This is a genomic window from Klebsiella sp. BIGb0407, from assembly GCF_024807845.1.
In the GTDB taxonomy this organism is placed as follows: Bacteria; Pseudomonadota; Gammaproteobacteria; order Enterobacterales; family Enterobacteriaceae; genus JGM124.
Window position 1 is genome coordinate 506,641 of sequence record NZ_JANUEQ010000004.1, and the last position, 12,524, is coordinate 519,164.

Sequence of the window (12,524 nt, forward strand, 5' to 3'; positions counted from 1 at the left end):
CCATGAATTTTAAACAAGCACTGATCGACAATAAATCTATCAAGCTTCAGGCTTCCGCCAGCAATTGGCATGACGCCGTTAAAATTGGTACCGATATGTTAGTGAGTTCCGGTGCGATTTTACCTGATTACCATGACGCTATTATCAATAGTGTCAAAGAACTGGGCCCCTATATTTGTATCGCACCTAACTTAGCACTACCCCACGCAAGACCAGAAAATGGCGTTCTGAAGACAGCCTTTGCGCTCGTCACTCTCGCAGAGCCTGTTTACTTTGACGGTGAAAGTGAACCGGTAGATGTCCTGATAACACTGGCCGGTAGCTCTTCTGATGAGCATATGGAAGGACTTATGCAGGTCACCCAGGTATTGGATGATGAAGAGAGTGATACCGGTATTGACCTCGATAAACTGCGTCAATGCCGGACTGCAGAAGATGTTTATCGCGTGATTGATGAAGCGCTGGCCTGAAATAAAAGGAGCCATTATGTTCAGAGAATTGAAACAGCGTGTACTGGAGGCAAATCTCAAGTTACCCGCCTACGGTTTAGTGACATTCACTTGGGGAAATGTTTCTGAAATCGATCGTCATCAGGGGGTTATCGCGATTAAACCTTCGGGTGTGGAATATGATGATATGCGTGCCGAAGATATTGTCATCGTGGATCTTGATGGGAATATCGTTGATGGCCGGTTAAATCCATCAAGTGATACATCAACTCATATTGAGTTATATAAAGCGATACCTCAAATTGGCGGGATCGTTCACACTCATTCACGTAATGCGACCATTTGGGCGCAAGCTGGATTTGATATTCCCGCATTAGGCACTACCCATGCTGACTATTTTTATGGCGATATTCCCTGTACCCGGCAACTTTCTAACCAAGAGATAGCCAATGATTATGAAAAAAATACAGGTTTAGTGATTGTTCAGGAATTCATTGAACGTCATATCGACCCTATAGCAGTGCCGAGCGTTATTGTTGCCGGGCATGCCCCCTTCTCATGGGGGAAAAATGCCAGTGATGCAGTACATAATGCGGTGGTATTAGAAGAAGTTGCAGCTATGGCATTAGCAACACGTTGTTTAAATAGTGAAATTAAACTGAAGCACGCACTTTCTGATAAGCATTATCTGCGTAAACACGGCGAGAACGCTTATTACGGACAAAGGTGATTGCTATGTATAAGGTACTGGCATTAGATCTTGATGGCACCGTTTTGACAGATGAGCAGATAATTAACCCACAAGTCAAACAAGCCATTCAAGAAGCAGCCAAGCATTGGCATGTTATTATTGTTACCGGACGTCATCATACGGCAGCCTATCCTTATTATGCTGAGTTAGGTTTAGACACACCCATTATTTGCTGTAATGGCACATATATTTATGATTATGAAAACGACAGCATTATTACGCATACTGCTATCAGTAAAGATAATGCATTATTATTTATTGCCCTTGCACAACAAAAAAATCTTGACCTGGTAATGTATATTACAGATGCAATGGTCTACTCCGAGTATCAACCTGTTGCTTATATGAAAAAAATGGAGGAATGGGCAGGTAGGTCAAACTTATCTAAACCGCCGAAGATTTATCGAATTAAATCATTTAGCGATACAGTAAAGAATACGGAATTCATCTGGAAGTTTGTCGTAGAGGGTGAAATTACCCAATTAGATTCGCTCTTAAATGATAGCTGGGTGCAGACAACATTTAATGCCGAGCAGTCTTGGTCAAATCGTATAGATTTTTCAGCTAAAGGTAATACTAAAGGTAGTCGCCTCCGTGAATATATTTCTGGTATAGGCTATCTGCCTGAGCAAGTTATTGCTGCGGGCGATAATTATAACGATATATCAATGCTGGAATATGCAGGGCTGGGTATCGCTATGCATCATGCGGATGAAACAGTGAAATCATATGCCAATGTTATCTGCACTACAGATAATAATCAGAATGGGATCGCTCACTTAATATATGAAAAAATAAAAGGATAAAACAATGAAAAAGCCACTTATTCAAATTGCTTTAGATCAGACTCAGTTTGATAAAGCACTCACCGTTGCAAACAATGTTCATTCTTTTGTCGATATTATTGAAGTAGGAACTATTCTCGCCTTTGCTGATGGAATGAATGCGGTTTCAACTTTACGCCAAAAATACCCTTCTCATATTCTTGTCTGTGATATGAAAATAACTGATGGTGGGGCTATTTTATCGAAGATGGCATTTGAGGCCGGAGCCGACTGGCTAACCGTTTCTGCTGCCGCTCATATTGCAACCATTGCTGCTTGTAAAAAAGTAGCGGATGAATTTAACCGTGAAATTCAAATTGAAATCTACGGTAACTGGACTTTTGAAGATGCTCAGAAATGGGTCGACTTAGGTATCCACCAGGCTATCTATCATCGCTCTCGTGATGCAGAACTGGCCGGTATTGGCTGGACTGACGCCGATATAGAAAAAATGCGCCGCCTCTCGGATTTAGGCCTAGAGTTGTCGATTACCGGCGGTATTGTTCCTGAAGATATTAAGCTCTTTGCCGGTATTAAAGCGAAGGCCTTTATTGCTGGTCGGGCACTTGCTGGTGAGCAGGGCAAGCAAGCTGCCGAAGATTTGCGCGTGCAAATTAATCATTACTGGAAATAAGGGGGCGGTATGTATCAATTTCAGCAACATCGATTAGTTGGTCTTTATGAGAAAGCGCTCCCTAATGATTTGACCTGGGAACAAAAGTTGATGCATACCAAAGCATTGGGTTTTGATTTTTTGGAAATATCTGTTGATGAATCAGACGAGCGGCTCGCGCGTTTGGACTGGGACGATGACACTATTTATGGTCTGCGTCGCTTATGTGAGCAGCAGGGTATTCCGTTGCATTCAATGTGTCTGAGTGCCCATCGCCGCTTTCCATTTGGTTCTACAGACCCTGCGATTCGCCAGCAGGCCGCTGTCCATATGAAAAAAGCGATCACCCTTGCGTATAAACTGGGTATCCGAACTATTCAGTTAGCAGGGTATGATGTCTATTATGAACCCGCAAATGAAGAAACCCATCTTCGTTTTATTGAAGGGATGATCCTCGCCGCTAAAATGGCAGAGAAATCCAGTGTGATGCTGGCCGTTGAAATCATGGATACCGATTATTTAAACTCACTGAGTAAATTTGAGGTTCTTAACCGTGCTGTGAACTCCCCTTATTTTACGGCTTACCCTGATGTAGGGAATATCTCTGGCTGGAATTATGACGTTTGTACTGAATTAGCGCTGAGCCAGCCGCATATTTCGCAGATTCATATTAAAGATACATTAAAAGTGACGGCTGACAGTAAGGGCCAATTCAGGGATTTGATCATCGGTGAAGGTCAGGTTAATTTTGATGCTATTTTCGAAACATTGAAGAAAATAAACTGTGTGGTTCCACTGGTCATTGAGATGTGGGCGCAAGATGAACACTGGAAAGAAAATGTCCGGACGGCACAACGTCGATTAAACCAGTCCTGTGAGCGCGCCAGCATGCCAAAGCTGTTCAGTATGTCTTGATGACCCGACTCAGCTGAAGGCCTTCCAAATAGCCAGATGGCGACTATTGCTGGGTAAGACAGATTATTTGTGTCAGACTTGGTTTTTTACTCACAGGAAGTCTTCCAGCAATGCGAAAGAAGGTAGAAATATTCACCGACGGGTCCTGTCTTGGTAATCCAGGGCCCGGTGGCTATGGTGCGATTTTACGCTATAAACAGCATGAAAAAATCTACAGCGAAGGCTTTTATTTAACCACCAATAATCGTATGGAAATGATGGCCGCGATTGCCGCGCTTGAAGGTCTTATCGAACCTTGCGATGTGGTTCTCAGTACCGATAGCCAGTATGTCCGCCAGGGGATTACCCAGTGGATCCATAACTGGAAAAAACGCGGCTGGAAAACCGCTGATAAAAAGCCCGTCAAAAACGTCGATTTATGGAAGCGGCTTGATGCAGCCCTGAGCCACCATGAAATTGAGTGGCTGTGGGTCAAAGGCCATGCCGGTCATCCTGAAAATGAGCGTTGTGACGAGCTGGCACGTAATGCCGCGTCTAAGCCCGATCGCCAGGATGTCGGCTATCAGCCTGATGCTTCGGCACCTTGATACTTTCCCGATATTGTTTGGTCGCTCCGACAGCAGAGTGGATCGGTTTCTTTTTTTGGCGGCTTTTAAGTGGGTTAAGTGTCAGGGGAAGCGTCCGTTTACGGGCAACTATCACCTGCATCGTTCCCAGGGCGGGAAAATGGGTACTCAACATTTTTCCGCCCTGTTGATGCCAGGGTAAAACCTGAAACCCACGACGATACATCACTTCAAAGTTCAGCAGCGATAGCCAGTCAAGTAATCGCATTGAGGTAAACATGCGGCTATTAAAGGGTGGCCGTTTACGTAAAAAAGGAACCAGTTTGCCTGCCCCTGCCACGCTTATCGGATTATAACTACTGATGATTAACCAGCCATCATCAATCAATACGCGGTCAGCCTCGCGCAATAAGCGATGGGGATCTGCACACCAGTTTAGCGTGTGGGCTAACAAGCACGCATCAACCGATTTTTCGGCAAACGGCAAATACAGCGGGTTGGCTTGAACTTGCAGATTATCGCCTTGTTGCGCAATATTAACCTGGTGTGAAATGGCGCAGTCTCCAGTATTGATTTCTGTGCTCAGGTTACCGATTTTCAGCAGATGAAAACCAAAGATTTTGCCCAACCATGGGTGTAGCTCCTGTTCCAGCGCCAGTTTTGACTGTCGCCCCCAGGGCAATGTCTCCCACTGAGTTGGAGCAGTGAGATGGCCTGTGATTCTTGCTGGTTTCATCCATACCTTACTATCGAGTGGTTAAAGAGAGAACGATTCATGAAGCTTACCAGTATTTCCGCCTTTCAGGATAACTACATCTGGGTACTCTCTGATGAAGAGGATAAATGTGTGATTGTTGACCCGGGTGAAGCGGCTCCCGTTCTGAGTGCTATCGCGCAACATCAATGGCAACCCGTGGCCATATTACTGACACATCATCATCGGGACCACGTTGGCGGTGTTCAGCAGTTGAAAGAAAGCTACCCTGAGCTTGCGATTTATGGCCCGGCAGAGATTAAAATTCCCGGCCTGACTCAGATAGTTAAGGATGGCGATAACCTCCAGTTACTCGGTCATGACTTCAGTGTAATGGCAACACCGGGTCATACCCTTGGGCATGTCAGCTATTTTTCTTTTCCCTGGTTATTCTGCGGTGACACGCTGTTTTCAGCAGGTTGTGGTCGTCTTTTTGAGGGCACACCCGATCAAATGTATGAATCTTTTCAACGTATTAACCAACTCCCCCCTGAGACCATAATTTGCTGCGCTCATGAGTATACTGAATCAAATGTTACGTTTGCGTTAAGCTTGTTACCAGAGGATGAGCACATAAATAGATTTTATAAAGAAGTTAAGGCCTTACGTGCTGAAAACAAGCCTACTTTACCCTCAACACTGGCAAAAGAGCGTTTGGTGAATGTTTTCTTACGTACCGAAGATCCTGATTTACAAAGAAAAGCAAAAAAAGACATCTTATTTCAACAACCTAATAAAATTTTTGCCTGGTTAAGGGCGAAAAAAGATACCTTCTAAATATTTTGGTTGTGTTGCCGGGCGGTCGACGGTATTATCGCTCGTCTTTTAAGCAACCTTAGACACATATATGAAGGCAAAAGCGATACTACTCGCCTCTGTCTTGCTGGTTGGGTGCCAGGGCGCTAATAAAAATGATGCCCGCATTCTGCAGCATGCCCAGAGTATGTCTACTGGTAGTCAGGGTGAAGCAGGTAAATCTACGGGCCGAGAGGCCTATTCGCGATGGATGGATGACGGAAGTTTTCTTGCGCAAGATGATAACCTGTGGAGCACGATTGGCGACCAGTTAGAGATGGAAATACCGGATAACATCCGGATACGCGAACAGAAAAAGAAGTACCTGAGTAATAAGAGCTATCTCCACGATGTATCATTACGGGCTGAGCCGTACATGTACTGGATTGCCGGACAAGTTAAGCAACGCAACTTGCCAATGGAACTGGTACTACTACCCATAGTGGAGAGCGCTTTTGATCCCCATGCGACGTCTAGCGCAAATGCCGCTGGCATTTGGCAGATAATTCCAAGCACGGGGCGCAACTACGGGCTGAAACAAACACAGGCTTACGACGGGCGTCGCGATATAGTCGCGTCGACCACTGCTGCACTGGATATGATGCAGCGTCTGAATAAAATGTTTGATGGTGACTGGCTGTTAACCGTCGCGGCGTTTAATAGCGGCGAAGGTCGCGTTATGAACGCGATTAAAACAAATAAAGCCCAGGGTAAACCAACAGATTTCTGGTCACTTCCTTTACCGCAAGAGACCAAGCTCTATATCCCCAAAATGCTGGCACTGAGTGACATCCTCAAAAACAGCAAAAGATATGGTGTTCGTTTACCATCGACGGATGAAAACCGAGCTCTGGCGCGTGTTGAGGTTAATGATCCGGTTAAGCTGGCACAGATTGCAGAAGTGACAGGTATGTCACTGAACAAGCTTAAGACCTTCAATGCGGGGGTTAAAAATGCCACCGTGGGTCAGAGCAACCAACAGTATGTGATGGTGCCAAAACAGCACGCACAGCAATTACGTACCTCTCTTGCCTCTGGTGATATTCCTGTAGCACCGGTATCCAGAGAAGCAGAGAGCAGTAGTGGTGTCAGTACTGTCGCAAGCAAGGTTTACAAGGTTCGCTCTGGTGATACTTTGTCGACGATTGCCTCACGCCATGGCGTAAGCAGTAAATCGTTGCAAGCCTGGAACAAGCTGCCTAATGCACGGTTAAAAGTGGGTCAGACGCTGAAGCTTGAAAGTGGTAATAGTCGTGCAACTGTGACTAATACCAGTACGCGTCTTGCGGCTAACAATAGCATCACTTATAAAGTGCGTAAGGGTGATTCATTATCAAGCATTGCCAGACGTCATGGTTTAAACACCAAAGACGTGCTGCGCTGGAACAACGGCAAAGACTTGCTTAAGCCAGGCGATCAGCTAACGTTGTTTGTTAAAAATGGTAGAAAACCTGCCAGTTAAAAACAAAAGAAAGGCACCTGCACCAGGTGCCTTTTTTATTTAAGCTTTACTTGCTTCCAGCATGATAGTGTCGCTGGTAAAAGATCCATCACGCTGCAACTCGAAATAATGTTTAACCTCATCTGAAGCGCTTTTTTGATAGGCGCGAATCGCATCTGACAACACAATCGGTGTACGCATTCTGGCAATCCAGCTCGTAAACTCCAGATTCAGCTTGTCGCAGTTAACATAGTGAATCATCAGCCCCGCTTCATTAAACAGTCGTAACCACTCACCGCTGGCGTAATTACGCACGTGAGAGGTATCACGTAAGGCCTCTATGGTTTGTAACCAGATATCCAGCACCGGGTATCCGGGTGACAGCACATCCATAAAAATAACCGTTCCGCCGGGTTTCAATACGCGCTTTACTTCACGTAGAGCCTGACCGACATCATGCCAGTGATGTGCGGAATAACGACTGATAACGACATCGAACGTTGCCTCTTCAAAGGGAAGCGCTTCTGCGTAGCCCAGAGACGTTGTCAGATTGGTAATTCCCCGCGTTTGCGCAGTCTCAGCGACGACCTTAAGCATCTGGCTGGACAAGTCATATGCAACGACATTTTTTACTTTTGCCGCAGCAATAAAACTGGCATGCCCTGCCCCGCATCCCATATCCAGTACGGAAGCATTCTGAAAATCACTCAGACGTGCGCTGAGACGCTCGAGGTCACGTCCCGAGGCATGGACACTGCTGCTAAGATAAGCGCTGGCTTGGGAGCTAAATTGCTGATTCACTTTGTCGTGATGGGACTGAATTGCCATGGTCATATCCTTGCGATTAAGAAAAGAGAGGCCGCCGCGACAGACGTTAGCTAAGACATGCCGGGGTAAAACTCAACGAGCAGCGGGTTATGATCTGATGCTTTTGTCACCAGAACAGAAGCCTCGGCCACTTTAAGCCCCCGATAAAATACGAAATCGAGTGGTTTACCAAAAGCACGGCTACGATGGTCATCAATAAAACGGACTTGCCGCAAAGTCATTTCACGGGCAAATCGATAGAGTGCATTCATACGCTGGCGGCTCCAGGCATTAAAATCACCCGCCATAATCACCGGCCCACTGTGGTGTGCAATTTGCTCACCAATGGGTGCCAGCTGTTTACCATAGACATCAACCCCAAGGCTAAAATTTATCGCATGAATATTGATAACCATCAGCAACCGCCCATCAAATAATGGATAAACGGTGACTAACGCTGACTTCGCCAGACGCAAAATAGGTTCGCGTTCGCGCAGGGGATAACAAAATACCGGATGTGTGGCGGACAGGGTCATCACACCCGAAGGATGCTGCGGCAGAACCAATGCGGGAACCTGATCGGCCCCGAGATAGTTTTGTGTGGCAAACCCCACCAGTTCAGGCGTGGTTTGCGCTTCTTGCAATAAGACCAGCTGTGCATCTTTACTGAAAGTTTTGAGCACGGATAACCAGTCGGAGCGCTGTTGCTTAAAAATATTCCATACTAATATACGTAGCTTATCAGCACCGGGTAAAGGCGAGCCGGCTGGTAATGCATCACTGAGAGCAGAAAATGAACCTGATGCCAGGATTCGCTTTGCTGGCTGACCAGCGGTGTACCGCATGGAATACATTTTTTTATGCACGTTTAACTGATAACCCCTATCACCGAATATATCTAAAAATGTCAGAACTATTTTAGTTATAGGGATTCTAGCCTAAATTTTCAATTAACATGATAAAAGCATTGCTTGGATAAGGTATAAATCATGTATCTAACGCGACCGCTTATCCAGTTTACCGCTCAGAATAATCAGCACAACGGCTAGCGAGACAATAACTGCGCCAACCCAAGGAGTCTGAGCCAGGCCAATATGTTGTACAGTCTGACCACCAATGACGGAACCAACAGCTATCCCAATGTTAAATGCAGCAATATTCAGGCCTGAAGCCACATCCACCGCATTAGGTGTATAAAGCTCTGCTTTTTGCATTACATAAACCTGCAGCCCAGGGACATTACCGAAGGCAAAGACGCCCATTACCAGTACCGTCAGTAATGCAGGAACAGAAGAATGCACGGTGAACTGTAAAAGTAATAGCAGCACAGCTAATGCAGTGAAAATAAATGTGAGCGCTGGAACAGCCCCTTTTTTATCAGCAAGCTTTCCACCCCAGATATTACCAATAGCTACCGCAACGCCATATCCTAACAAGATCCAGCTGACTGATGATGCCGAGAAACCGGCTAAGTCCTGCATCATCGGCGCAAGAAACGTAAAAGCGGTAAAGACGCCGCCATAACCCAAGGCGGTTATAAGATAAATAAGAAGTAACCGTGGATGGGTCAGGACTTGCAGCTGCTCTTTAATGCCCGACACTGCACGACTTGGGATCTCTTTGGGAATAAGGATCATGCTACTGATCAGAGCGATAACGCTGATGGCAGAAACCACCAGGAAAGTTTCTCTCCAGCCAAACTGCTGTCCGATAAAGGTACCTAAAGGAACACCGGTTACCAGCGCCACCGTCAGTCCGCCAAACATAATCGCAATGGCTGAGGCCGCTTTCTCTTTCGGAACCAGGCTTGCCGCAATAGTAGAGCCAATGGAGAAAAAGACACCGTGAGCAAGCCCAGTCAGTAAACGAGCAATAACCAATGTCTGGTAATTCGGCGCTAACCAGGCAAGAAGGTTACCAATAGTAAAGAGTACCATTAAAGCGACCAGTAATTTCTTACGCGCCAGTTTTCCCGTTAAAGCCGTCAGCACCGGTGCGCCAATCGCTACGCCAAGAGCATAGATAGAAACCAGTAATCCGGCAGAAGGTACCGAAATAGCTAACTGATCGGCAATAGTGGGTATTAGCCCCACCAGAACAAACTCGGTGGTCCCGATAGCGAATGCACTGATTGTCAGTGCCAGTAGAGCCAGAGGCATAATTTTCTCCATAACAAGTGTCATTTGATGACAGGCAGTATGGCTTGGTGATTAAATAACAAAAATATGCAAAATCTCAATATAATTTTGCTCACGGAGCAATAATGAAAGCGACAACAGAAGAGTTAATTATTTTTGTAGCGGTGGTAGAAAGCGGGAGTTTTAGTCGGGCAGCCGAACAGCTAAACCAGGCTAACTCAGCAGTCAGCCGGGCAGTGAAGCGACTGGAAATGAAATTAGGTGTCAGTCTGTTAAATCGTACGACGCGCCAGCTCAGTCTGACTGAGGAAGGAAGTCGCTATTTTCGTAATGTGCAGCAAATATTGCAGGCGATGGCAGCGGCAGAAAATGAGTTAACGGAAAGCAAAAATACACCTCGTGGGTTACTGCGTATTGATGCAGCGACTCCGGTACTACTACATCTGTTAATGCCCCTGGTAAAACCTTTCAGAGAGCGGTATCCCGATATCATTCTCTCTCTGGTATCCTCAGAAAATTTCATCAACTTAATTGAAAGAAAAGTGGATGTCGCTATTCGGGCCGGCCATTTAACCGACTCCAGCTTACGCGCTCGTCCGCTACGAATCAGTTATCGAAAGTTGATTGCAACACCAGGCTACCTGGCGGAATACGGTACGCCAACAACAATCATGGATCTGAAAAACCATATTTGCCTTGGATTTACCGAACCTTCATCCTTGAATCAGTGGCCTGTTGCATTACCTGATGGGCAATTAATTGAGATAGAACCGGGCATTTCTTCCAACAGCGGAGAAACCTTAAAGCAGCTTTGCTTGCAGGGAAATGGCATAACCTGTTTATCAGATTTTATGATAGACAGAGAACTTGAGAGTGGTGAGCTGGTGGAGCTATTTGCCGGGCAGCGTCTGCCGGTAGAGATGCCGTTAAGTGCCGTTTATTACAGCGATCGGGCTGTGAGTACACGTATCAGAGCATTTGTTGACTTTGTCAGTGAACAGCTACAATCTCCAGGAAAGTAATCAGCAAAAAAGGAACTCTTGTTCCTTTTTTACATCATGTGCTTTGCTGATTAATTATCCCAGTCAGGGGCCAGGCCTTCCGGAGAAACCAAGCGATCGTTTTTTTCAAGAGCTGCAATAGCCCGCATATCCTCTGCATCCAGTTTTAACTCCAGCGCTTGCAGGTTACTTTCCAGATTAGCGCGTTGAGTTGATGAAGGGATAACGGCATAGCCAAGTGCCATTGCCCAGGCCAGAATCACCTGTGCAGGAGTAGCATTATGCTTCCTTGCAATATTGTTGATAGTTTCATCGTTCAGTGCTTTACCATAAGCCAGTGTCATATATGACGTGATATGAATATTATGCTGTCTGGCCCATTCAACCACAGTGCTGTTTTGCAGATACGGGGAAAGCTCTATCTGGTTAGTTGCAATATTTTCAGCCCCTACCGCATCAATCGCCTGCTGCATCAGTTCTATCGTAAAATTAGAAATACCAATCTGGCGCGTTAAGCCTGCTTCTTTTGCTGCCAGCAAGGCCTGCATAAACTCAGCCACCGGCACGGCATTCTCTGGTGATGGCCAGTGGATTAACGTTAAATCGACATAATCTGTTTTTAACTTTTCAAGACTGGCTTGCAAAGAAGGTAACAACTTATCTTTACCGAGATTTTCAGTCCAGATTTTGGTGGTAATAAATAGCTCGGAACGTTTGATATTACTTTCTACCAGCGCCTGGCCGATAGCGGCTTCATTACCGTAAATTTGTGCGGTATCAATAGCTCGATAACCCAGCTCCAGCGCTGTTTTTACCGATGTGATAACCACGTCATCTTGCAAGCGAAATGTACCAAGGCCGAATACGGGAAGAGTCATTTTTTACCTCATTAAGGGGAGTTTTCTGTACGAGGCGAATTATGACGAAAAGAGTTCTACACAAAAAGGTCGATAAATGCAGGATACTTTTGCTTTGAAAGCAATAATAATGATTCCCAGTGAAGAAATGCAAAAAAGCCCTGAGTCTATGACTCAGGGCTTAAATAGGTGGCGGAACGGACGGGACTCGAACCCGCGACCCCCTGCGTGACAGGCAGGTATTCTAACCGACTGAACTACCGCTCCACCGAATTACTTTACAACTACCGGACTGTACTCCGGTTCACTGCTTAATTTGATGCCTGGCAGTTCCCTACTCTCGCATGGGGAGACCCCACACTACCATCGGCGCTACGGCGTTTCACTTCTGAGTTCGGCATGGGGTCAGGTGGGACCACCGCGCTAAAGCCGCCAGGCAAATCTTGTATGCTCTGCTGTTCTGTGAACAACAAAACTAAATCTGTAAACTAAGCTGAAAATCTCTCAAATTCTGTCTAAAAACACCTTCGGTGTTGTAAGGTTAAGCCTCACGGGTCATTAGTACTGGTTAGCTCAATGCATCGCTGCACTTACACACCCAGCCTATCAACGT

Annotated in this window: 14 protein-coding genes, 1 tRNA gene and 2 rRNA genes; 9 read left to right on the forward strand and 8 right to left on the reverse strand. The window is 45.9% G+C overall.

Features of this window, described 5'->3' with window-relative positions; all coding sequences use genetic code 11:
- Positions 1-2: 2 nt before the first annotated feature.
- From M2387_RS15195 to rnhA, 6 genes are all read left to right on the forward strand, one after another.
- A complete protein-coding gene (locus tag M2387_RS15195) occupies positions 3-470 on the forward strand; it encodes a PTS sugar transporter subunit IIA (RefSeq protein WP_259050524.1) in 468 nt (155 codons plus the stop codon).
- A 16-nt stretch (positions 471-486) separates the two neighbouring features.
- Positions 487-1,179, forward strand: a complete 693-nt coding sequence (locus tag M2387_RS15200) for an L-ribulose-5-phosphate 4-epimerase (RefSeq protein ID WP_259050526.1) — start codon at positions 487-489, stop codon at positions 1,177-1,179.
- 5 nt (positions 1,180-1,184) lie between these two features.
- Positions 1,185-2,006 (forward strand): Cof-type HAD-IIB family hydrolase, encoded by an 822-nt coding sequence (locus M2387_RS15205; protein WP_259050528.1) that lies wholly within the window; start codon positions 1,185-1,187, stop codon positions 2,004-2,006.
- Positions 2,007-2,010: 4 nt separating this feature from the next.
- Positions 2,011-2,658, forward strand: a complete 648-nt coding sequence (locus M2387_RS15210; protein ID WP_259050530.1) for a 3-keto-L-gulonate-6-phosphate decarboxylase UlaD — start codon at positions 2,011-2,013, stop codon at positions 2,656-2,658.
- Between the two features lie 9 nt (positions 2,659-2,667).
- Positions 2,668-3,552, forward strand: a complete 885-nt coding sequence (locus M2387_RS15215) for an L-ribulose-5-phosphate 3-epimerase (RefSeq protein WP_259050534.1) — start codon at positions 2,668-2,670, stop codon at positions 3,550-3,552.
- A 110-nt stretch (positions 3,553-3,662) separates the two neighbouring features.
- A complete protein-coding gene (rnhA, locus tag M2387_RS15220; protein WP_259050536.1) occupies positions 3,663-4,139 on the forward strand; it encodes a ribonuclease HI in 477 nt (158 codons plus the stop codon).
- Here rnhA and M2387_RS15225 read toward each other — a convergent pair.
- Positions 4,087-4,854, reverse strand: a complete 768-nt coding sequence (locus M2387_RS15225; RefSeq protein ID WP_259050537.1) for a class I SAM-dependent methyltransferase — start codon at positions 4,852-4,854, stop codon at positions 4,087-4,089. The genes rnhA and M2387_RS15225 overlap by 53 nt on opposite strands.
- Positions 4,855-4,893: 39 nt before the next feature.
- Between M2387_RS15225 and gloB the strand changes: the two genes are divergently transcribed.
- On the forward strand, positions 4,894-5,649 hold the full coding sequence (gloB, locus tag M2387_RS15230) for a hydroxyacylglutathione hydrolase (RefSeq protein WP_259050544.1): 756 nt from the start codon (positions 4,894-4,896) through the stop codon (positions 5,647-5,649).
- Positions 5,650-5,719: 70 nt separating this feature from the next.
- Positions 5,720-7,129: a murein transglycosylase D gene (gene mltD, locus M2387_RS15235; protein ID WP_259050546.1), complete on the forward strand. Its 1,410-nt coding sequence runs from the start codon at positions 5,720-5,722 to the stop codon at positions 7,127-7,129.
- 39 nt (positions 7,130-7,168) lie between these two features.
- Here the strand turns inward: mltD and M2387_RS15240 are convergent, their stop codons facing one another.
- From M2387_RS15240 to M2387_RS15250, 3 genes are all read right to left on the reverse strand, one after another.
- Complete coding sequence (locus M2387_RS15240; RefSeq protein ID WP_259050547.1) at positions 7,169-7,936, reverse strand: class I SAM-dependent methyltransferase; 768 nt, start codon at positions 7,934-7,936, stop codon at positions 7,169-7,171.
- A 50-nt stretch (positions 7,937-7,986) separates the two neighbouring features.
- Positions 7,987-8,769 (reverse strand): endonuclease/exonuclease/phosphatase family protein, encoded by a 783-nt coding sequence (locus tag M2387_RS15245; RefSeq protein WP_409040048.1) that lies wholly within the window; start codon positions 8,767-8,769, stop codon positions 7,987-7,989.
- A gap of 141 nt (positions 8,770-8,910) precedes the next feature.
- Positions 8,911-10,074: an MFS transporter gene (locus M2387_RS15250; RefSeq protein WP_259050552.1), complete on the reverse strand. Its 1,164-nt coding sequence runs from the start codon at positions 10,072-10,074 to the stop codon at positions 8,911-8,913.
- Between the two features lie 104 nt (positions 10,075-10,178).
- Here M2387_RS15250 and yafC point away from each other — a divergent pair, with 104 nt between their 5' ends.
- Positions 10,179-11,075 carry a DNA-binding transcriptional regulator YafC gene (gene yafC / locus M2387_RS15255; RefSeq protein WP_259050556.1) on the forward strand — a complete coding sequence of 299 codons (897 nt, stop codon included), beginning with the start codon at positions 10,179-10,181 and terminating at the stop codon, positions 11,073-11,075.
- 50 nt (positions 11,076-11,125) lie between these two features.
- Here yafC and dkgB read toward each other — a convergent pair whose 3' ends face one another.
- The 4 genes from dkgB to M2387_RS15275 all read right to left on the reverse strand — a co-directional run.
- Positions 11,126-11,932, reverse strand: coding sequence for a 2,5-didehydrogluconate reductase DkgB (gene dkgB / locus M2387_RS15260; RefSeq protein ID WP_259050558.1), 807 nt, complete (start codon positions 11,930-11,932; stop codon positions 11,126-11,128).
- A gap of 169 nt (positions 11,933-12,101) precedes the next feature.
- A tRNA-Asp gene (locus M2387_RS15265) sits at positions 12,102-12,178 on the reverse strand.
- Between the two features lie 54 nt (positions 12,179-12,232).
- Positions 12,233-12,348, reverse strand: a 5S ribosomal RNA gene (rrf, locus tag M2387_RS15270).
- Positions 12,349-12,448: 100 nt separating this feature from the next.
- Positions 12,449-12,524: ribosomal RNA gene (locus tag M2387_RS15275) — 23S ribosomal RNA — on the reverse strand; the annotation flags it as partial.

Coding starts and splice junctions, on each gene's coding strand:
- rnhA (WP_259050536.1), top strand. CDS start 3,663: ATGCGAAAGAAGGTAGAAATATTCACCGACGGGTCCTGTCTTGGTAAT.
- yafC (WP_259050556.1), top strand. CDS start 10,179: ATGAAAGCGACAACAGAAGAGTTAATTATTTTTGTAGCGGTGGTAGAA.
- M2387_RS15225 (WP_259050537.1), bottom strand. CDS start 4,854: ATGAAACCAGCAAGAATCACAGGCCATCTCACTGCTCCAACTCAGTGG.
- M2387_RS15210 (WP_259050530.1), top strand. CDS start 2,011: ATGAAAAAGCCACTTATTCAAATTGCTTTAGATCAGACTCAGTTTGAT.
- M2387_RS15250 (WP_259050552.1), bottom strand. CDS start 10,074: ATGCCTCTGGCTCTACTGGCACTGACAATCAGTGCATTCGCTATCGGG.
- M2387_RS15245 (WP_409040048.1), bottom strand. CDS start 8,769: ATGTATTCCATGCGGTACACCGCTGGTCAGCCAGCAAAGCGAATCCTG.
- dkgB (WP_259050558.1), bottom strand. CDS start 11,932: ATGACTCTTCCCGTATTCGGCCTTGGTACATTTCGCTTGCAAGATGAC.
- M2387_RS15205 (WP_259050528.1), top strand. CDS start 1,185: ATGTATAAGGTACTGGCATTAGATCTTGATGGCACCGTTTTGACAGAT.
- M2387_RS15240 (WP_259050547.1), bottom strand. CDS start 7,936: ATGGCAATTCAGTCCCATCACGACAAAGTGAATCAGCAATTTAGCTCC.
- M2387_RS15215 (WP_259050534.1), top strand. CDS start 2,668: ATGTATCAATTTCAGCAACATCGATTAGTTGGTCTTTATGAGAAAGCG.
- gloB (WP_259050544.1), top strand. CDS start 4,894: ATGAAGCTTACCAGTATTTCCGCCTTTCAGGATAACTACATCTGGGTA.
- M2387_RS15195 (WP_259050524.1), top strand. CDS start 3: ATGAATTTTAAACAAGCACTGATCGACAATAAATCTATCAAGCTTCAG.
- M2387_RS15200 (WP_259050526.1), top strand. CDS start 487: ATGTTCAGAGAATTGAAACAGCGTGTACTGGAGGCAAATCTCAAGTTA.
- mltD (WP_259050546.1), top strand. CDS start 5,720: ATGAAGGCAAAAGCGATACTACTCGCCTCTGTCTTGCTGGTTGGGTGC.